At 71.8% G+C, this 19,611-nt stretch carries 17 protein-coding genes and 1 tRNA gene; 8 read left to right on the forward strand and 10 right to left on the reverse strand.

Annotated features, from left to right (window positions below; genetic code table 11):
* Positions 1-348: 348 nt before the first annotated feature.
* Entirely contained in the window at positions 349-1,608 is a 1,260-nt protein-coding gene (locus ACFYP4_RS24365) for an amidohydrolase family protein (protein ID WP_358852984.1), read from the forward strand.
* 198 nt (positions 1,609-1,806) lie between these two features.
* Here the strand turns inward: ACFYP4_RS24365 and ACFYP4_RS24370 are convergent, their stop codons facing one another.
* Positions 1,807-2,805, reverse strand: coding sequence for a hypothetical protein (locus ACFYP4_RS24370; protein ID WP_358852985.1), 999 nt, complete (start codon positions 2,803-2,805; stop codon positions 1,807-1,809).
* A gap of 185 nt (positions 2,806-2,990) precedes the next feature.
* On the opposite strand from ACFYP4_RS24370, the gene ACFYP4_RS24375 reads away from it, so the two are divergent.
* Positions 2,991-3,647 (forward strand): NAD(P)H-binding protein, encoded by a 657-nt coding sequence (locus ACFYP4_RS24375; protein WP_358852986.1) that lies wholly within the window; start codon positions 2,991-2,993, stop codon positions 3,645-3,647.
* Positions 3,648-3,701: 54 nt separating this feature from the next.
* Here the strand turns inward: ACFYP4_RS24375 and ACFYP4_RS24380 are convergent, their stop codons facing one another.
* Both ACFYP4_RS24380 and ACFYP4_RS24385 read right to left on the reverse strand, forming a co-directional pair.
* Positions 3,702-5,192, reverse strand: a complete 1,491-nt coding sequence (locus tag ACFYP4_RS24380) for an alpha/beta hydrolase family protein (RefSeq protein WP_388787970.1) — start codon at positions 5,190-5,192, stop codon at positions 3,702-3,704.
* A 406-nt stretch (positions 5,193-5,598) separates the two neighbouring features.
* Positions 5,599-5,811 carry a hypothetical protein gene (locus tag ACFYP4_RS24385; protein ID WP_358850916.1) on the reverse strand — a complete coding sequence of 71 codons (213 nt, stop codon included), beginning with the start codon at positions 5,809-5,811 and terminating at the stop codon, positions 5,599-5,601.
* Between the two features lie 192 nt (positions 5,812-6,003).
* Between ACFYP4_RS24385 and ACFYP4_RS24390 the strand changes: the two genes are divergently transcribed.
* From ACFYP4_RS24390 to ACFYP4_RS24405, 4 genes are all read left to right on the forward strand, one after another.
* The gene (locus ACFYP4_RS24390) at positions 6,004-6,348 is read left to right on the forward strand and encodes a CATRA system-associated protein (protein WP_358850917.1); all 345 of its coding nucleotides are present in this window, start codon (positions 6,004-6,006) and stop codon (positions 6,346-6,348) included.
* A 48-nt stretch (positions 6,349-6,396) separates the two neighbouring features.
* Positions 6,397-7,932, forward strand: coding sequence for a CATRA conflict system CASPASE/TPR repeat-associated protein (locus ACFYP4_RS24395; RefSeq protein ID WP_388787974.1), 1,536 nt, complete (start codon positions 6,397-6,399; stop codon positions 7,930-7,932).
* A gap of 89 nt (positions 7,933-8,021) precedes the next feature.
* Positions 8,022-10,697 (forward strand): CHAT domain-containing protein, encoded by a 2,676-nt coding sequence (locus ACFYP4_RS24400; RefSeq protein ID WP_388787977.1) that lies wholly within the window; start codon positions 8,022-8,024, stop codon positions 10,695-10,697.
* A gap of 36 nt (positions 10,698-10,733) precedes the next feature.
* Positions 10,734-11,522: an NUDIX hydrolase gene (locus ACFYP4_RS24405; RefSeq protein ID WP_388787980.1), complete on the forward strand. Its 789-nt coding sequence runs from the start codon at positions 10,734-10,736 to the stop codon at positions 11,520-11,522.
* 131 nt (positions 11,523-11,653) lie between these two features.
* On the opposite strand, the gene ACFYP4_RS24410 is transcribed toward ACFYP4_RS24405, so the two are convergent.
* Positions 11,654-11,735, reverse strand: a tRNA-Tyr gene (locus ACFYP4_RS24410).
* 202 nt (positions 11,736-11,937) lie between these two features.
* Here ACFYP4_RS24410 and ACFYP4_RS24415 point away from each other — a divergent pair.
* Positions 11,938-12,426 carry a YajQ family cyclic di-GMP-binding protein gene (locus ACFYP4_RS24415; RefSeq protein WP_355789823.1) on the forward strand — a complete coding sequence of 163 codons (489 nt, stop codon included), beginning with the start codon at positions 11,938-11,940 and terminating at the stop codon, positions 12,424-12,426.
* 85 nt (positions 12,427-12,511) lie between these two features.
* Here the strand turns inward: ACFYP4_RS24415 and ACFYP4_RS24420 are convergent, their stop codons facing one another.
* The gene (locus ACFYP4_RS24420; RefSeq protein ID WP_358850921.1) at positions 12,512-12,778 is read right to left on the reverse strand and encodes a GlsB/YeaQ/YmgE family stress response membrane protein; all 267 of its coding nucleotides are present in this window, start codon (positions 12,776-12,778) and stop codon (positions 12,512-12,514) included.
* A 163-nt stretch (positions 12,779-12,941) separates the two neighbouring features.
* Here ACFYP4_RS24420 and ACFYP4_RS24425 point away from each other — a divergent pair, with 163 nt between their 5' ends.
* Positions 12,942-14,237 carry an APC family permease gene (locus tag ACFYP4_RS24425; protein ID WP_388787984.1) on the forward strand — a complete coding sequence of 432 codons (1,296 nt, stop codon included), beginning with the start codon at positions 12,942-12,944 and terminating at the stop codon, positions 14,235-14,237.
* An 18-nt stretch (positions 14,238-14,255) separates the two neighbouring features.
* On the opposite strand, the gene ACFYP4_RS24430 is transcribed toward ACFYP4_RS24425, so the two are convergent.
* From ACFYP4_RS24430 to ACFYP4_RS24450, 5 genes are all read right to left on the reverse strand, one after another.
* Complete coding sequence (locus ACFYP4_RS24430; RefSeq protein ID WP_388787987.1) at positions 14,256-14,816, reverse strand: SMI1/KNR4 family protein; 561 nt, start codon at positions 14,814-14,816, stop codon at positions 14,256-14,258.
* A 166-nt stretch (positions 14,817-14,982) separates the two neighbouring features.
* Positions 14,983-15,375 carry a YccF domain-containing protein gene (locus ACFYP4_RS24435; RefSeq protein WP_358850924.1) on the reverse strand — a complete coding sequence of 131 codons (393 nt, stop codon included), beginning with the start codon at positions 15,373-15,375 and terminating at the stop codon, positions 14,983-14,985.
* A complete protein-coding gene (htpX, locus tag ACFYP4_RS24440) occupies positions 15,372-16,235 on the reverse strand; it encodes a zinc metalloprotease HtpX (protein WP_358850925.1) in 864 nt (287 codons plus the stop codon). The genes ACFYP4_RS24435 and htpX overlap by 4 nt, the downstream gene beginning before the upstream one ends.
* Positions 16,236-16,522: 287 nt before the next feature.
* Complete coding sequence (locus ACFYP4_RS24445) at positions 16,523-18,022, reverse strand: NADH-quinone oxidoreductase subunit N (protein ID WP_358850926.1); 1,500 nt, start codon at positions 18,020-18,022, stop codon at positions 16,523-16,525.
* On the reverse strand, positions 18,019-19,605 hold the full coding sequence (locus ACFYP4_RS24450; RefSeq protein ID WP_388787991.1) for a NuoM family protein: 1,587 nt from the start codon (positions 19,603-19,605) through the stop codon (positions 18,019-18,021). The genes ACFYP4_RS24445 and ACFYP4_RS24450 overlap by 4 nt, the downstream gene beginning before the upstream one ends.
* Positions 19,606-19,611 lie beyond the last annotated feature (6 nt).

The raw sequence follows: 19,611 nt of genomic DNA on the forward strand, positions 1-19,611 counted from the left end.
AGCGGCCTCCGAGAAGGGCGGATCGGCGCGGGTTGCGCACGGGTCTTTGCCGCGGAGGACGCGCAGTCGCCACCCGGTGAGGCGCGTGGGGAACGGCGGTGACCCCCGGGGCGCGGGAGGCCACGCGGAGCTCCGGAGGCCGTCGGTCCGGCGCTCGGACCTGTGTCCGTTCGGCCTGGCCAAAGCCTCCCTTTCGGCCCATTCGTCGTATCCGGTCAACACGAGGACCACACCGGTACGACTATTGCGCTCCTCCCGGAGACCGGCGGGTCGCGACCCTAGGCTCGACTCACTCTGCGTGACCTTGCGTCCCTGCCGCGCAGACGTCCCCGAGCCCTCAGGAGCGCGATGCACGACAGCCAGCCGCAGCCGCCCCCCTCGTCCCCGTCCTCCTCGGGACATGCCGACGCTGCCGCCCTGCTGCTGTGCGGAGCGCGGCTCACCGACGGCAGGACCGTGGACGTGCGGCTCGTCGGCGGACGCATCGAGGCCGTCGGCACCGCGGGAAGCCTCGCTCCGGGCGGAAGCCCCGCCCACGGCACGCGTGTGGACCTCGACGGCTACCTGCTCCTGCCGGCCCCCGCCGAGGCCCACGCGCACGGCGACACGGCGTTCACGGCCGACGAGGACGGACCGGTCTCGTCCGACTCCGGGCAGGTCCAACGCCGGGTCACCGAGGCGGCGCTGCTCCAACTCGGGCACGGCGCGACGGCGTTGCGCTCGCACGTGCACGTCGGTGCCGTGCAGGGACTCGGCGCGCTGACGGCGGTGCTCCGGGCGCGCCGGGCGCTCCGCGGTCTCACCGAGCTGTCGACGGTCGCGATGCCCCGGCTGCTGACCGGGGTGGCCGGGGCCGACGGTCTCGCGATGCTGCGGGACGCGGTGAAGATGGGCGCTTCGGCGGTGGGCGGCTGCCCGGACACGGACCCGGACCCGACGGGGTACGTGGAGGCGGTGCTGGAGATCGCCTCCGAGCACGGCTGTCCGGTCGACCTGCACACGGACGGCGCCGATCCGGCCCGGCTGGCCCGGCTGGCGGCGATGGCGGGCGGCCTGCGCCCCGGAGTGACCCTCGGTCCGTGCGGCGGCCTCGGGCGGCTGCCCGGCGAGGTGGCGGCGCGCGCCGCGGACCAGCTCGCGGCGGCCGGAGTGACGGTGGTGTGCCTCCCGCAGGGCGGCTGTGGCAGCGTCGACCGGCCCGGCACGGCTCCGGTACGGCTGCTGCGGTCGGCCGGTGTGCGGGTCGCGGCGGGCAGCGGCGCCCTGCGCGACGTCTCGAACCCGGTGGGCCGGGGGGACCCGCTGGAGGCGGCGTACCTGCTCGCCTCGCGCTACGGGCTGCGGCCCGAGGACGCCTACGACACGGTCGGTTCCGCCGCCAGAGCCGCCCTCGGCCTGCCCGAGGTGCGTGTGGAGGCCGGTTTCCCCGCGGAGCTGCTCGCGGTGCGCGGCGACCGGCTCGCCGGGGCGCTGTCGCTGGCGTACAGCCGGATCGTCGTACACGGCGGGCGCGTGGTGGCACGGACGAGTGCGGTGCGGGAGTACTGCGGTTCGGCCGTGACGGCGGCGTTGGATCTGCCCCGGCAGGGGCGGGGGGAGCCGTCGTAGCGGTCCCCCGGAGGTGGCGGGGGGAGCCGTCGTAGCGCTCCCCCGGCGGGGGCGAGGAGGGCCGTCGCAGCGGTCCCCCGGCGGGGGCGAGGAGGGCCGTCGCAGCGGTCCCCCGGCGGGGGCGAGGAGGGCCGTCGCAGCGGTCCCCGCCCCCTGCCGGTGCGCCGGATCGGCGTTCGAGGCCGGCCGGCGGGTGGGTCAGAGCATGCCGCCGCCCAGCATGCCGCCGGCGAAGGGGCTGCCGGGGCCGCGGAGTTCGTCCGCGGGGAGTTCCGTGGCGCCCTTCGGGGCACTCACGTCACCCGCCTCGCTGAACTTCAGGACCAGCGGCAGCTTCGTGCCGTTCGGCTTGTCGGCGAGGACGGCCAGGTCGACCCTGACCTGTTCGAGGTCACCGTCCTTCAGCCTGAAGTCGACGGCGACCTTCTTGTCCGGGGCTTCCTTGAGGTCCTTGGCCGTGGGGAGTTCGGCACCCGGCGGGAGGTCCCCCTGCAGCGGACGGAGCCTGTCGAACAGTTCGGTGAGCAGGTCGCGGAAGCCTGCCTTGGCGACGACGTGTTCGGCACCGTCGCTCTCGCCCTTGTCGCGGAAGGTCACTTCGTCCGTGATGGCTCCGCGGACGGCCTTCATGACCTTCTGCTGGGTCTTCGCGTCGACCTCGTCGCCGGACCCCTTCGTGCCCTTGCCCGACTTCTCGAGCTCGCGAGCGTCGACCTTGGCCCACTCGCCTTCCAGGACCTTCTTGAACCCCTTCTCCTCTTCGGGGAGTTCGTCTGCGGTCGGGAAGGGGAAGCCCATCGCGTCGCCGAGGGCCTTCAGGTCGGCGCGGTAGTACATGTAGTCACCGACGGCCCGGTACTCGACGAGGACGCCCTTGGGACCCGCGACCCTGACGCTCGTACCGAGGAGGTCCTTTTCCCCGGAATCGGCGAGCTTCTTGCGGGACTTGACCGAGACGTCGACGTGCAGCCCGGCGATCAGGTCGGTGAACTCCTCGGGCACCTCCTCGCCCGGTCCGGTGTCGCCCGCCAGCGAGGCCAGGGCCTTTGGGGTCGCGTCCAGGCTCAAGCCGAAGGCGAGGGACTTCTGTTCGCCGAGCCGGTCGACGGCGTGGTCGACCTTCTGTCCGGCGGTGAGATTCTCGACCGTGCCACAGGCGGCCGCCGTGGCGAACAGGACGGCGGCACAGCCGGCCACGGTGACGGTCTTGCGTAGCGTGGTGATGGGGGTCTCCTAACGAGGCCGCACGTCGCCGAACGGCCCCCGGGGCGTCGTACGGCGTGGACAGCGACCTCTGATTTCGCAGTGATCACCGCTATGACTCACAAGTCGTCCACAGGGTTGTGCGGCGAAGCCGCCCGGCCGGGCGTACGGTCGGAATCATGCGCATTGTCATTGCTGGAGGTCATGGTCAGATCGCACTGCGGCTGGAGCGCCTGCTCGCCGCGCGCGGCGACGAGGCGGCGGGCATCATCCGCCGCGCGGAGCAGGGCGACGATCTGCGGGAGGCCGGTGCCGAGCCGATCCTGTGCGATCTGGAGACGGCCTCGGTCGAGGAGGTCGCCGGGCACCTGCGGGGCGCGGACGCGGCCGTCTTCGCGGCGGGCGCAGGCCCGGGCAGCACCGTCGCCCGCAAGGACACCGTGGACCGGGCCGCGGCGGTCCTGTTCGCGGACGCGGCGGAGCTGGCGGGTGTACGGCGTTACGTCGTCGTCTCCTCGATGGGCGCGGATGCCGCGCACCAGGGACACGAAATCTTCGACGCGTACCTGCGCGCCAAGGGCGAGGCCGACGAGTACGTACGCGGCCGGGAAGCCCTGGACTGGACGATCCTGCGTCCCGGCACCCTGACGGACGACGCGGGGACGGGCCTCGTCCGCCTGGAGGCCTCCACGGGGCGCGGTTCGGTCCCCCGTGAGGATGTTGCGGCGGTGCTGGCGGAGCTGGTGGACACCCCGGCGACGGCCGGCCTCACCCTGGAACTGATCAGCGGATCGGCACCGGTCTCGGTGGCGGTGAAGTCGGTGGCGGGGAACTAGGTCGTGTCCGGGCCGCGGGAGCCGTGCCCCCGGCTTGGTGTGGCGGGGCAGCGGTCAGCGGCCGCCCCCCGGCCGCTGGACGCTCAGGTCGCCGTAGGCGGACAGCGCGCCGGTCACGTCACCCGGTTGGTGACGCAGCGTGGAGTCCAGGAAGGCGAGAGAGGCAGCGGCGACGACACGCTGGCTCTCGGTGCGGCCCAGGGACCCGACCAGTGAGGGCACCGGGGGCAGGTAGAGAGGGCCGTCCATGAAGGTGATGTGTGCGGCGCCGGGGATCGTGAGCCGGTAGCTCGTCGCGGTGCTGAGCTTCAGGACCTTGCCGAGGCGAGGCAGGTAACGCGGGTCGGTGTCCTCGGTGATGGCCTGGGTCAGCGCGAGCACCGGCTGGTCGAAGGAGCTCGGGGCGGGGTCGTGGGGGTAGCCGTCCAGGTCGATGACGGCGTCGAACCGGCGGTCCTGGCGGGCGGCCTGCAAGGCGGCACCGCCCCCCATGGAGTGGCCGGTCGCCGCGACCCGGCCGGTGTCCAGACGTCCGGTCAGAGACCCCGCGATCTCACCCCGGTCCAGACGGCCCAGCTGGGTGAGGACGAAGCTGAGGTCGGCGGCCCGTATCCCCGACGTCTCGGCAGACCGTTTCTCGTCTTCGTCCGGGTCGCCGGCGGCGGCGATCCTGGTGGTGATCGTCCAGCCGTCGGTGAGGACGACGGCGGCGGAATCGTACGGGTGGTCGAGGGCGGCGACCACATAGCCGTGGCTGGCCAGTTCCTCCGCCCAGGCCGTGTTCTGGGTGCGCACTCCCCCGAGACCGGGGGAGAACAGCACGACCGGGAACCGTCCGCCCCCGCCGGCCACGGGGGCGTCGAAGACCGCATGGGTATGGGCGCGCGGGACGCCGTCGACCAGGAAGCCGGGGAGGCCTATGTAGCGCGCGAGGGCGTCGGAGACGGTGTGCGCCTCGCGCTCCGTGCGTCCGAGGTACTGGGCCCGTTGCGCGTCCGCGGGACTCCGCTGCGCGGGGTACCAGAGCTGGACCACGACCGTGCGCCGGTCTCCGCGTTCGGCGGTGGCGGTCTCGGGGCGGTGCGGGTCGGTCCACTGCGTCACACGCGTGCCGACCGCGAAGTGGCCCGACGGCTCGGGGAACACGGGTACGGGAAAGGCCCAGGCGGCCGCCGGGCCCGCGCTGATCAGGCCGACGCAGGCCAGCGACCCCGGCAACGCCAGCCACCAGCGGGCCCGCCTCGTCTCCCGGCCCGCACGTCGTCGTAGCAGCGGAGACACGGCGAACGGCAACGCGAGGGCAGCGCCCGCCAGTACCGGAAGCATCTGCCAGCGGATCCCCGCCACGCTCAGCACGATCGCGGACAGCACGAAGACCGCTCCCGCCGCGATCGTGACGGGTGGGCGGGCGGCGGCGGGAAGCCAGCGCGCCAGCACCAGCGCGACGGCACCCGACAGGGCCAGGAGTTCCAGGGGGGACATGTGCAGTCCCGTGATGATCTCGGTCACCCGGCCATCCTCGGCGCGAGGTACGCGCCGCCGCATCGATCCAGGGTCGCGACCGTGTGCAACCGCAGTCGCATCCGGGGCATGCGGCCAGTACGACCGGAGTCGCATCCGGGGCCCACCGCTCCCCTGCGTCCACGCCCGCGGGTTCCACCCGCCGCCGAGGGGAGCGGAATCGTTCGCCTGACACGACCTCACACCGGCCCCGGCGCCGGCGGCTCGGCCCGGGGGATCCTCTGACCCGTTCGTGGGGGGGGGGGGGGCCCCCCCCCCCCCCCCCGGGGGGGGGGGGGGGGGGGGGCCCGGGGCCCCCCCCCCCCCCGCCCCCCCGCCCCGGGGGCGCCCCCCCCCCCCCGGGGGCCCCCCCCCCCCGCCCCCGCCCGCCCCCGCCCCCCCCCCCCCCCCCGCCCCCCCCCCCCCCCCCCCCCCCCCCCCCCCCAACGGGTCAGAAGAGGGGCAGCTGACCGGGGAACCCGGGCACGACGTACCCGTCGAGCGTGGGCTGGGCCGCGTCGAGTTCCGCCGGCCTGCGTGATCCGGGGCACGACACGAGCTCACCGCTCCCCCGGGCTCCGGCCGGGTCGTGCCGCGCGAACCGACCCGCGACGACGGCGATCTCACGACGGCACTCAGGACACTTCCTGCGGCGGGACGACATGCGGTCCAGTGTGCCCGGCGGCCGGCGGAACCGGGCGACAGGACCGGCGGGGTGGCGGTGGAATGGCGGCGGGTCCCGGCGTCCATCGGGAATTCCAGGTCACACCCCGCTCGCAGAGCGCTACCCTGTGCACACCGGAGGCGGGGGGCGCCTTCAGGCTCGGCGCGCCTTTCGAGGGGCAAGGGGGCGGATGTGAACGCCATCGACATCGAACGGGTGCGCCGTCGTGTGGAGGCCGTCCAGGACTGGTTTCTGACCGAGGAGCGATGGCCGGTGGTGGGGTCGGCGCTCGACGATCTGGAATCGGGACTCGACCGGCGCGACGAGAACACGGTCCGCGCCGTGCTCGACGCACTGCAATCCCTGGAAGAGGGCGGCCGGCGCGCCAAAGCGCAGCCCGGCCCGGCGAAGACCCCGATCCCGCCGCAGCAGCGGGAGCAGCTGAACTGCCTGGTCCGGCGTCTCACGCTCGACCTGGCACAGCCCCGGCCCGCACAGGACGAAGGCACCGAGGGAACCCGGCGGCCCAGGACCTGAGCACGGAATCGGTCCAGCTCCCCGAGTCGGGAAAGCGAGTCACAGGCAGTGCGTGCCTTCATCAAACCGGCCCTGGTCGTGACGTGCTTCGTGCCGCGCGCCGCAGAGACCGACGAACCGAACCACCCCTACCTGGACACCGTCTGGACGGCGTGCCGGGCGCTGGGTATGACCGAACCGATCGCCGGCGGTCCGGCACCCCTGCCCGAGCTGCCCACCGGTCTCGGCCACGGCCAGGAGTTCACGATGCTCGGCGCGGCCACCCGCGCGGGCTCGGGCGCGCTCTACTCCGCGTTCGCGTTCACGGAACACGATGTGGCCGGTGTCGTCGCCCTGCTCGCACCCAACGAGACGCGGACCGGGCTGGAGGGGTGGAACCCGCTGCTCCAGGAGTGGACGACGGCCCTCACGGCGGCGGGACCGGCTCCCTCCCGGGAGGGAATCCTGCACGAGTTCCGCATATTCGAGGCTCTGCACCGGGGCCGTGCCGGCGGAAGCAGGCGCGCTGACTGCGAGCACGTCCGCAGATGGGCGCCCTCCGGCGGGAGCGGCACCTGGTGGCAGGGGTTCGACGAGACGGCCGAAGGCTTCCGTGTATGGAACACCGAGGAGTACGACTCACCGGACCCGCTCTCGGACATCCACGTCCTGGCACCGTCCCGGCAGGAGGACGCCCTGGATGCCTGGGCCTGGGCCCTGCCCGGCCATCAGGGCCTCAGACCGCTGACGCGGTACCTCATGCACGCCGCGAAGGTGCGCTTCGAGGAGAGGCAGTACGTGTCCTCCGAGCCCGTGAACAAGCGCGTGGACCGCAGTGACCGCGAGACCGAAGATCTGCTGCGAGTGCTCGCCCCGACGTCCACGGGCCGCCCGGTGTCACTGGACCGGATCCGTACGGCGGCAGCGCTGCTCGACCGCGGTCAGTTCGGTCCCCACGGCCTCCTGTGGACGATCACACGTCAGCGCCAGCTGGTCCGTACCGTCTCGATCGCCGTCGACAACATGCGCCTCCACACACCGGACGTCCGGCGGCACGGACCGGGCATCACCTGGCCGGAGGCCGAACTCGCCGTCGCGCAAAGGCTGATCAAACAGGTGGAGGGCGACCAGGTCCAGCTGGAGGCCACCCGTGAACGGGCCGACGCGGCGCGCGCAGTGGCCTCGGGCATCACCGAGCGGGCGCTGAGCGAGCACCGGATCTGGCTGACGCTCGTCCAGACCTCCGTCCTGGGTGCGGTGCTCACCGCGCTCACCGTGGTCCAGGCCTTCGAGTACAAAGCGCCGTTCTCCCGGCATCTGCAGTCTCCGGTGATCCTCCTGCTGGCGGCTCTCGCGCTCGCCCTGCCGCTGCTGGTGCTGCGCTCGGCGGGGGGAGCCGTTGCGACGCCGTACCGGTGGCTCGACGCGTGCGCCGCCGGTCTCCTGGGCGTCGCGGCGGGCTGGACGGCTGTCGCGGCGTGGGCCGTGCACACCGGGCACGGTCCGGTGACCGCGGCGATCACAGCGCCGTGCAGTGCGGCGGCCGGACTGCTCGTCGGCGGCGCCTACCACTGGTGGGACCGGTGGAGATCCCGGCCCCGATGACATTCCGACGCGAGTCCCCCGGGGGGGCGCCCGTGTGCGTGACGTCCGACTTCCCCTGACCATTTCAGGCGACTGGAACGAGGTTCCCCATGGGCCGGAACGGCGACACAGCTCGGGAGCCGGATCCCGGCTCGGCGATCAGCGCCTTCGTCGATGCGCTGGACGTGGAGGACCTCATCATGCGGTTCGACGTGGACTTCGACGTACCGATGCAGCAGTCCCGCGCGATCGGCATGCTGCGGCTGGCCGAGGCGTACGAGCCGGGCCCCCAGGAGGACACCCGCCGCACGGCACGCAGGGTCGGCGCGCACTGGTGCGAGATCGTCCGGGCCGACGTGGCGTACGAACTGCTCACCGGTCTGCGCCTGATCGAGGCCTCCCGGCCCGACGCCGAGTACCTGCACGGCCAATGGGAGCGCGGCGAACTGCACACGCCGGACGTCTTCAGTCGCTATGTGATCGCGCGGTGGTTCGACGGAGTGGGCCGGATCCAGTACCGGCTCGGCAGTTTCACCACCGCTCGCCTCTCCTTCGAGACGGCCGTCACCGTGGCGGAGACGTCGAACCTGTGGTGGGTGCTGCCCGACCTGCGGAGCAACCACGCGCGTGCCCGCTACGAGGAGCAGAACCAGACGGCCCGCGCGGGAGACGGCGGCACTGACGCGGCCTCCTTCATCTCCTCGCTGGAGGAACTGCGCGATGCGATCGCCCGCTCCGGCGCCTCACACGGCGTGGACACCGAGGGCGAACCGTCCCCCGAGTCCCCCCGCGAGCACCGGGAGTTCCTGCGGGGCTACTCCAACGCTCTCCACAACCTCGCCGTCGCACTCGGGCAGTCCGGTGACAACAGGCGTTCGCTGGAGGTGACCGCACGGTCTCTGGCCATCTCGGAGGGACTGCGGGACGAGTACCGCATCGCCCAGTCGATCACGAACCAGGCCATCCGGGACAAGGGGAAGTCCGTCGAACACTTCGCGAGGCTCCGGGACACGCGCTGGCATCGGGGCCGACTCATCGCCCGGCAGAACCTCGCCATCAGCACGGGAGGAGCCGAGGGCCTGAAAGAGCTCGGCCGGCTCCTGGACGAGCTCGACCAGGACGTGCCGGGAGCAGGCCGCCGGACCGGAATGGACGTGGACTTCCACGCGTACACCGTCCAGGGATACCGGAAGGTGGCCAGGACTCTTCCCGAGGAAGAACGCCCCGACGACCTGCTGCGCCGGCAACTCCGCATGGCCAAGTCGGTTCGGGCGGCCATCGCGCTCCCGCTGTACAAAAGGGCCTACGCCCGCCACGTCCGGCCCGCCTACCTGCAGGCAATCGCGGACCGCGTCTGTTCCGGGGACGGCTCGCGGGAGAACGTGGAGAAGGTGCTGTCCCTGGTCGAGGAGTCGTCCGGCCGCGAGCTGCTGGATCTGCTGGCCTCCTCCCAACCACAGCCCCTCGGTCCCCCGTCCCGGAGCCTGGCTCTCGCCGAGCCGCCGCGCCCGGCGCACGACGGGGAGAAGCGCCGGGGAGCCCCCCAGCCGGTCACCGGGCAGGAGGAGGAGGCCCTGAGAGAACTGCTCGCCGAGCGGGAGCGCGCGTACGAGGACCGCTTCATGCACCATCCGCTCACCTCCGCGACGCACGACGAGGACATCGCCCATCGTCTCGCCCAGTACACCCTCAACCACCAGGGATCCTGCGTCATCCGGTACTTCCGGTTCGCCGCGCCGGACGGCGTCAAGGGCACACGAGGCGAGGCCGTGCCCGACTCGCTGGGCATGGTGGTGTGCCGGGAGGGCCAGCTGACGATGCTGCCCCCGGTGCCGTACGAGCTGGTGGCCGGGCTGGCGCGCCAGGTGTCGTCCGACTTGTCGGACGACAGCGACCCGACGCCCAGCGAGCAAACCTGCCGACGTGTGTGGGACCTGCTCGTCGCCCCGGCATGGGAGGCGGTCTGCCGGGGAGGCGCGCCCACCCATCTGACGCTGATCCCGACGGACGACATCTTCGCCATCCCCCTGCATGTCGCCCTGGCACCGGACGACGGCCGGCCGCTCGCCGCACGGGTTCCGCTGTCCCAGTCCGTGAGCGTGGCCGCCTTCGTGACCCATGGCCGGCATCTGCTCAAGCGGCAGCTCGTCGAAGCGAACGACGACTTGGCGGCGCTGCTCGTGACGGACACCGACGCCACGGGCGGCGAGATGGTCGGCACGGGCTGGCCGGCCGAGCACATCGCCGTCGCGGGACGGGTACCGGAGGGACTGAGCGGTCCCGTCCGGCTGCTGCCCGGAGACTGGGACGGCATCGCGGAGTTGACCGCGTGCAAACCGGAGTTCTTCGTGTACGCGGGCCACGGCCGGTATGTCGACACGTCCGAGGGGTACGGCCCCCTTCTGCGCCTCGGCGACAGCGACTGGGTCACCCAGTTCGACCTCGCCCTGCGTCTCAGTCTCCCCCGGAACAAGCTTGCGATCCTGGGGGCCTGCCTGGCAGGCCAGGGCATGCGGTCGGAGGGCGGCGACGTGCTCGGCTTCATGCGGTCTCTCATCATCAGCGGAGCGGGCGCCGTCGGTGTCCCCCTGTGGGAGGTCCTGGACTCGGCCATGGTGGCCACGGTGCGGTCCCTGCTGCGCCAGAGCCGGGAAGCCGTCGGCGCGTCGGGGACAGGGGTCTTCGATGTGGTCGAGGCCCTGCACCGTCACTACCGGCAGGTCGCCGGGGATTACGACGACGCGGCCGCCCGCATCAAGCGTCTGCCGCTGGCCCTGTACTTATGATCGGATCGCCGACAACGCGGCCGAGGAGGGGCAGACATGAACCGCAGTCACAGCCACGAGGCGCACGCCGGGGCCGACGGCGACGAGACGGCCGGCAGGGAGCGCAGGAGCGCCCGGCTCGCCGCGTACGACGCGCTGCGCGAGAAGCGTCCCGACATGTTCGTGAACCCGCCGGGCGGGGCGATCGACATCCTCCTCGACCGCACCGACCAGGAGCGAGTGGCGCGGGAGGCCTCGGAACTCGCTGTCGCCCACGGGTTCGCGGAGGAGTCCGGGGACATTGGCGTGGTCTACCGCGACCCGTACGTCAGGATGCTCCGCGACGCCGTGCGCTTCCCCTCCGGCCGCACCGGCACCTACATCCGCGTCATCCCCGAGAGCGAGGCTCCGGGCGCCGCGGTGCTGCCCGTGCTCAGCGACGGGCGGCTCGTCCTGCTGCATCACTTCCGGCACGCGTCGCGCGGGTGGCACTGGGAGATCCCGCGGGGCTTCGGCTCCCCCGGGGAGGACGGCTCGACGGCCGCCCGCCGGGAACTGCGGGAGGAGCTGGGGTGCGACACCGACGACCTGACCTATCTGGGTCCCATGTCCTCGGACACGGGTCTGCAGGCCGGTCATGACGAGCTGTACCTCGCCCGCATCGACGCGGCCGCCTTCCGGGACGACCCGAGCCCGGACGCGCGGGAGGAGGGCATCGGGGGCATTCGGGCTCTGCCCCTGAAGGAGTTCGAGAGCATGCTCGTCGGCGGACGGATTTCCGACGCGTACACCCTGGCCGCCTACGGTCTGGCCCGGGCCCGAGGGCTCCTGGACCCCGCCGTCTGACGCTGACCGGCTGCCGCGCGGCACGGGGGCGCACCAGGCCACGGCGCGGGGCGCCACGCCGGTCTCTCCCGCGCATGACCAAGGGCCCGTGACCTGCTGTTGAGGCAGGTCACGGGCCCTTGGTTCCCGTGTGGCGGCGCCAGGATTCGAACCTGGGAAGGCTGAGCCGGCAGATTTACAGTCTGCTCCCTTTGGCCGCTCGGGCACACCGCCGGGGTTTGCTGCCGTGAGGACCGCTTTTCGGCGGTGCTCCGTGGCAACGACGTAAACGATACCCGATGCCCGGGGGTGCTTCGCCACCCGATTGATCAGTACTCCGCGGGGAGCGGGTGGCTAGGCTTATGCGGATGCGGCGCGGGGCTGATGCCGGTTCTGCTGCCGCCCTCACGCACCCCGATACAAGGAGCCACAGGACATGGCCGACTCCAGTTTCGACATCGTCTCGAAGGTCGAGCGGCAGGAGGTCGACAACGCCCTCAACCAGGCCGCCAAGGAGATCTCGCAGCGCTACGACTTCAAGAACGTGGGCGCCTCCATCTCCTGGTCCGGCGAGAAGATCCTCATGGAGGCGAACTCCGAGGAGCGGGTCAAGGCCATCCTCGATGTGTTCGAGACCAAGCTGATCAAGCGCGGGATCTCGCTGAAGTCGCTGGACGCCGGTGAGCCCCAGCTCTCCGGCAAGGAGTACAAGATCTTCGCGTCCATCGAGGAGGGCATCTCCCAGGAGAACGCGAAGAAGGTCGCCAAGATCATTCGTGATGAGGGTCCGAAGGGCGTGAAGGCCCAGGTGCAGGGCGACGAGCTGCGCGTCAGCTCCAAGAGCCGGGACGACCTCCAGGCCGTGCAGGCGCTGCTCAAGGGCAAGGACTTCGACTTCGCACTGCAGTTCGTGAACTACCGGTAGAGGCTTCGGCGCAGGTATGAGCAAGGGTGGGCGCCCCCGGGTGCCCACCTTTTCTTGCCGCCGGCCGCGGGGTCAGGGGTCGCGCTCAGCGCCGCGAGTCCCCGAACAGGATCCGGTAGACCACCAGCAGGACGAACGAGCCGCCGATCGCGGCGGCCCAGGTGGCGCCGTCGTAGAAGTCCTTGCTGATCGGGTGGTCCAACCAGCGGGCGGATATCCAGCCGCCGGTGAAGGCGCCCGCGACGCCGATGAGAGTCGTCCCGACGAAACCGCCCGGGTCGCGTCCCGGCAGCAGGAACTTGGCGATGGCCCCGGCCAACAGCCCCAGAATGATCCAGCTGACGATGCCCATGCTCTGAACCTGCCTCTCCGCGCTGTGCCTGGACTGTGTTCGCGCCTCGGTCAGGCTGTGTTCCCGCGGTCGAGCCGCCGGTCACCCTCATGTTGATGTTCCGTTGCCGGGGAGGACGCCTGCACGGCGCCGGCCGGTTGCACTGATCAGTAGGGTGCGGGGCATGACGCGACAGGGGGCCGAAGGTTCGGGTGGCGGTGCGGGTGCGGGTGCCGGTGTTGGTGCCGGTGCCGGGCTGCGGCGGACCCTCGGTGTCGGGGACGCGGTCGTCATCGGTCTGGGCTCGATGGTGGGTGCCGGAATCTTCGCCGCGCTCGCCCCCGCCGCACGGGTGGCCGGCTCCGGGCTGCTCATCGGGCTGGCGGTGGCCGCCGTCGTCGCCTACTGCAACGCGATGTCCTCCGCCCGGCTGGCTGCCCTGTATCCCGCCTCGGGCGGTACGTACGTGTACGGACGCGAGCGGCTCGGGGACTTCTGGGGGTATCTCGCGGGCTGGTCGTTCGTGGTCGGGAAAACGGCCTCCTGTGCGGCGATGGCGCTCACCGTGGGCGCGTACGTCTGGCCGGGGCAGGCGCACGCGGTGGCGGTCGGTGCGGTGGTCGCGCTGACCGCGGTGAACTACGGCGGGGTGCGGAAGTCGGCCCGGCTGACCCGGGTGATCGTGGCGGTGGTCCTCGCGGTCCTCGCTTCCGTGGTGGTCGTCTGTCTCGGCTCCCGTGCCTCTGACGCGGGGCGGCTGGACGTCGGGGTCTCCGGCGGGGTGGGCGGGGTGCTTCAGGCGGCCGGTCTGCTGTTCTTCGCGTTCGCCGGGTACGCGCGGATCGCGACCCTCGGCGAGGAGGTACGTGATCCGGCGCACACGATCCCGCGCGCCGTCCCGCTGGCGCTCGGGATCGCGCTGGTGGTGTACGTGGCCGTGGCTGTGTCGGTGCTGACCGTGCTCGGTACGGACGGGTTGGGCTCCGCCTCCGCTCCGCTTGCCGACGCCGTACGGGCGGCGGGGGTGCCGGGGCTCGTGCCGGTGGTGCGGGTGGGTGCGGCCGTGGCCGCGCTCGGATCGCTCCTCGCGCTGATACTGGGCGTCTCGCGCACGGCGCTGGCCATGGCGCGTGACCGGCATCTCCCGGGTGCCCTGGCCGTCGTCCATCCGCGCTTCCAGGTGCCGCACCGGGCGGAGCTGGCGGTGGGTGCGGTCGTCGCGGTGCTGGCCGCGACGGTGGATGTGCGGGGTGCCATCGGTTTCTCCTCCTTCGGGGTGCTGGCGTACTACGCGGTCGCCAACGCGTCCGCCTGGACACTCGGTTCGGCTCTCTCCCAGCGGGTCCTGCCGGCGGTGGGGCTCGTCGGGTGCGCGACGCTGGCGTTCGCGCTGCCGGGTGTCCCGGTCGTCGTGGGAACGGCCGTGCTGCTGGCGGGGGCGGCGGTCTACGGAGTCCGGCGGTGGACGGTCACGCGATAGTCCGCGGGCGCGAACCGGTCAGGGAGTCGGAGCCGTGCGTATGCGGAAGCCGGGCCACGGGGCCATGTCCGCACCGTCGCTCGCCTCTTCGTACCAGCCGGTGCCGTCCAGCCAGGCACGGAGCCAGTCCTCGAGGCTTGCCGAGTCCACGTACCAGGCGTCTTCGGCACGGTCGGCGTTCGGCTCGAAGAACAGGACCGGGCCGTCCGGGGCCTGGCAGTCCACGCAGGCGTACATTCCGCAGCCCCAGTGGGATATCGGCAGGACACCCTCGGGCCACGGCCAGTCGGGGTCCTCGACGCCCTCGGCCCGGTTGGCGAGGTACTGCGGGACGACCGCGGGCTCACCGGACGGCGCACTGTCCAGCAGCGGCAACAGGCCGTACTCCGGGCCGAATCCGCCGTCGCCTATCCGCAGGTAGAGCGCGGCGAGCAGCGCCGGCAGCGGGAAGCCCAGGGCGGACTCCGCACGGGCGATCGCGGACGGGGCCACGGGCTCGGGGAGCGAGGGCCAGCCCCAGGGGCGGGTGTCGCGGGCCTGCTGGGCAACCCGTGCCAGCAGCTGCTCGATTTCGGTCATGGGCTCATGATGCAACGCGCCACTGACAGCCGGGCGGGCCTGTGGACAACCGCGGGCGAGGCGCGTTCGGGCTGTGGACAACGGCAGTTGCGGGACGACTCCAGCCGGGCTCACTGCCCTGGCGCGAGGTGCGGAAGTACGACCGGTCCTACCCCCGTACCGGGCGTCAGCGCGTCGCGAACGGCTGGTCCGAGCGGACGATCTCACGTCCCAGCGGCAACAACGACACCGGCAGGAGCTTGAAGTTGGCGATGCCGAACGGGATGCCGATGATCGTGACGCACAGGGCGATGCCGGTCACGATGTGGGCGAGGGCGAGCCACCAGCCCGCGAGGACCAGCCACAGCACGTTGCCCACGCAGGACGGGGCGCCCGCGTCGCGGCGCTCCACCGTCGTATAGCCGAACGGCCACAGGGCGTACACGCCGATCCGGAACGCGGCGATGCCGAACGGGATGCCGATGACGGTGAGGCAGAGCAGCGCGCCCGCGAGCAGGTACCCGAGGAACAGCCAGAAGCCGCTCAGGACGAGCCAGATGACGTTCAGGAGTGTTTTCACTGGTGGTGACCTGCCATCTTCTCGAGCCGGGCGATGCGCTCCGCCATCGGCGGGTGCGTGGAGAACATCTTGGAGAGTCCCTGGCCCGGACGGAACGGATTCGCGATCATCATGTGGCTGGCGGTCTCGATGCGCGGCTCCGGGGGCAGCGGCAGCTGCTTCGTGCCGGCGTCGAGCTTGCGCAGGGCACTCGCGAGGGCGAGCGGGTCCCCGGTGAGCCGGGAGCCGGAGGCGTCCGCCTCGTACTCCCGGGAGCGGCTGACGGCGAGCTGGATGAGGGACGCGGCGAGCGGGCCGAGGAGCATGATCAGCAGCATGCCGAGGAGTCCGGGGCCGTCGTCGTCGTTCGAGCGGCCGACCGGGATCAGCCAGGCGAAGTTCACCAGGAACATGATCACGGAGGCGAGGGCGCCGGCGACGGACGAGATCAGGATGTCGCGGTTGTACACATGACTGAGTTCGTGGCCGATGACGCCGCGCAGTTCGCGCTCGTCGAGGATCCGCAGGATGCCGTCGGTGCAGCACACGGCGGCGTTGCGTGGGTTGCGGCCGGTCGCGAACGCGTTCGGCGCCTCGGTGGGCGAAATGTACAGGCGGGGCATGGGCTGGCGGGCCTGGGTGGAGAGTTCGCGGACCATGCGGTAGAGAGCCGGGGCCTCGAATTCGCTGACCGGGCGGGCACGCATCGCGCGTAGCGCCAGTTTGTCGCTGTTCCAGTACGCGTACGCGTTGGTGCCGACGGCGATCACGAGGGCGACGACCAGGCCCACCCGCCCGAAGAAGCTGCCGATGACGATGATGAGTGCGGACAGTCCCCCTAGGAGGACGGCGGTCCTGAGCCCGTTGTGCCGGCGGTGCACGGTACGCCCTCCAGGTGGTGCGGCAGGGGAACCCTTGCTTGCTGATGGTGCTGCGTGCGTCCACTGCTCAGTGGACCCTCCCGTACTGGTCAACGCCAGGCGGGAGGCACTAGTTCCCTTGTGCCCGGGACGGCGGGCGTGGGCCGACCGGGTGACGGGGAGCGGCTGCGGACGCGCGCGTGGGGGCGTTCATGGGGCGTCGGCGGGGCACGGGTGTGGACGCGGGCGTGGAGGCGGGTCCACGCGCGCGTGGCGGGATGAAGGGCGGTCCCCGGTGGGCGGGTCGGTCAGAAGAGGCCGGTGTCCGAGAAGCGCAGGACCACTTGGGGTGCTCCGGAGAGGGCGATCCCGAGGACGGCCGTGAGGGCGATGGCCGCGGTGAGCGGGGCCGGTACCCGGTGCTCGGCGGTTTCGCCCTCGGGGGCGCGGAAGAGCAGCGTCGTCCACTGGAGGTAGTAGAAGAGCGCGATCACCACGTTGACGGCCATGACCACGGCCAGCCAGCCGAGCCCGGCGTCGACCACCGCCGAGAAGACGGTGACCTTGGCGAAGAGGCCGATGATGCCCGGCGGCAGTCCCGCGAGACACAGCAGGAAGAACCCGAGGAGCAGCGCCGAGAGGGGGCTGGCGGCGTACAGACCTCGGTAGTCGCTGACGCGGTTCAGGGGGCTCGTACGGGCGACGAGGGCGGCCACGGCGAAGGCGCCCAGGTTCACGGCGGCGTACATGAGGGCGTACGCGACGGTGGAGCCGATGGCCTTCTCGGCGTCCTTGGAGTAGGCGGCCGCCGCGATCGGCACCAGGAGGTAGCCGGCCTGCCCGACGGAGGACCAGGCGAGCAGCCGGACCGCGCTGTACGCGCGCGTGGTGCGCTGGCGCAGGGCGCCGACGTTGCCGACGGTCATGGTCAGGGCGGCCAGTGCCGCGACTGCGGGGCCCCATATGTCCGCGTACGACGGGAAGGCGACGACGGTGACGAGGATCAGGCCGGAGAAGCCGACCGCCTTGCCGACGACCGACAGGTAGGCGGCGATGGGCAGGGGCGCGCCCACGTAGGTGTCGGGCACCCAGAAGTGGAAGGGCACCGCGGCCGTCTTGAAGGCGAAGCCGATGAGGGTGAGGACGACGCCGGTCTGGGCGAGGGTGGCGAACTGCCCGTCGACGTGCTGGATCCTGTCCGCGATCTTCGTCAGGTACAGCGTGCCGGTCGTGGCGTAGACGAAGCTGACGCCCATGAGGCTGACGGCGGTCGCGGTGACCGAGGACAGGAAGAACTTCAGGGCCGCCTCGGAGGACTTGCGGTCGCCGCGTCTGATGCCGACCAGGGCGAAGGCGGGCAGGGAGGCGACTTCCAGGGCGACGATGAGGGTCGCGAGGTCCCGTGAGGCGGGCAGCAGGGCGGCGCCGGCGGCCGAGGAGAGCAGCAGGAACCAGTACTCCCCCTCGGGGAGTTCCTTGTCGGCGTCCTTCAGGGCGGTCACCGAGAGCAGTGCGGCGAGGAGCGCTCCGCCGAGGACCAGGAGCTGGATGACGAGGGTGAACCGGTCGGCGGTGTAGCTGCACAAGTCGGCGTCGCCGGTCAGGCAGAAGGTGGCGCGGTCACCGTCCAGGAGCGGCAGCAGAAGCAGCGCGGACGCGGCGAGGCCGGCCACCGAGACCCAGCCGAGCAGCGGCTTCCTGGCGTCGCCGACGAAGAGGTCGGCGACGAGCACGACGAGTCCGACGGCCGCGGCGAGGGTGGGCGGCGCGACAGCGAGCCAGTCGACGGACTGGACCAGGGAGCTCATCGGGTGCCTCCTGCGAGCAGTTGCTGCACGGCCGGGTCGGTCAGGCCGAGGAGCGCCCTCGGCCAGAGTCCGGCGATGACGGTGAGGGCGACGAGCGGGGCCCAGGCCGCGAACTCGTAGCTCTGGACGTCGGCGAGCCGCGGGGCGTCCTGCCGGGGCGCGGCACCCATGCAGACGCGGCGGACCACGATGAGCATGTACGCGGCGGTGAGCAGGGTGCCGAAGGCGGCGACCGCCATGAAGGTGAGGAAGGCGGGGCGGCTGAGGCCTTCGGCGGGGTTGAACGCGCCGAAGAGCGCCAGCATCTCGCCCCAGAACCCGGCGAGGCCGGGCAGTCCGAGCGAGGCGACGGCGCTGAAGGCGAGCAGGCCGCCGAGGCGGGGTGCCTTGCCGTAGAGGGCGGCGCCGGTCTCCTGGGCGAGGGTGTCGAGGTCGGTGGTGCCCGTGCGGTCCTTGAGGCCGCCGACCAGGAAGAACAGGAGGCCGGTGATGAGGCCGTGGGCGACGTTGGCGAACAGCGCGCCGTTCACACCGGTGGGGGTCATCGTCGCGATGCCGAGCAGGACGAAGCCCATGTGGCCGACGGAGGAGTACGCGATGAGGCGCTTGAGGTCGCCCTTGGCACCCTGCTTGGCGAGGGCGAGGCAGGCCAGCGATCCGTAGATGATGCCGGCCACCGCGAGGGCGGCGAGGTAGGGCGCGAAGGTGTGCATGCCGTCGGGCGCGACGGGGAGCAGGATCCGGACGAATCCGTACGTGCCCATCTTCAGCAGTACGCCCGCCAGCAGGACCGAGCCGACGGTGGGCGCGGCGGTGTGGGCGTCGGGCAGCCAGCTGTGCAGCGGCCACATCGGCGTCTTGACGGCGAGTCCGATCCCGACCGCCAGAACCGCGATGACCTGCACGGATGTGGTCAATTCACGGCCGTTGTCAGTGGCGAGTGCCACCATGTCGAATGTGCCCGCCTTGATCCCGATCAGGAGCAGGCCGAGCAGCATGACGACGGAACCGAGCAGCGTGTAGAGGATGAACTTCCAGGCGGCTGCCTGCCGTCCGGCACCGCCCCACCGGGCGATGAGGAAGTACATCGGGATGAGCACCATCTCGAACGCGAGGAAGAACAGCAGCAGATCGAGGACGGCGAAGGTCGCGAGGGTGCCGGACTCGAGGACGAGGACGAGTGCGACGAACGCCTTCGGGGTGGGGCCCGCGGGCATCTTGAAGTAGCTGTACAGCGCGCAGAGGAAGGTCAGCAGCGCGGTCAGGACCAGAAGGGGGAGGGAGATGCCGTCGATGCCGAGGTGGATGCGCACGTCGAGTGCGGGGATCCAGCTGATGTCCGTCGTGGCCTGCATCCGCTGGGCCTTGGCAGGGGTGTCGTGGTCGAAGCCCATCGCCAGGACGATCGCGGCGATGAGGACCACACCGGTGACCAGAACGCCGTGCCGCAGCACGGCTTGTTCGGGCGACTTCCCCTTCAGTCCGGGCGGGGCCGGCAGGAGAGCCGTGGCCGCCCCGATGAGCGGGCCCACGACGATCAATGCGAGAAGGATCTGCATCACGGATTCGCTGATATCGATCACGCCTGC

Source organism: Streptomyces sp. NPDC005551, assembly GCF_042871785.1.
Classification (GTDB): Bacteria; Actinomycetota; Actinomycetes; order Streptomycetales; family Streptomycetaceae; genus Streptomyces.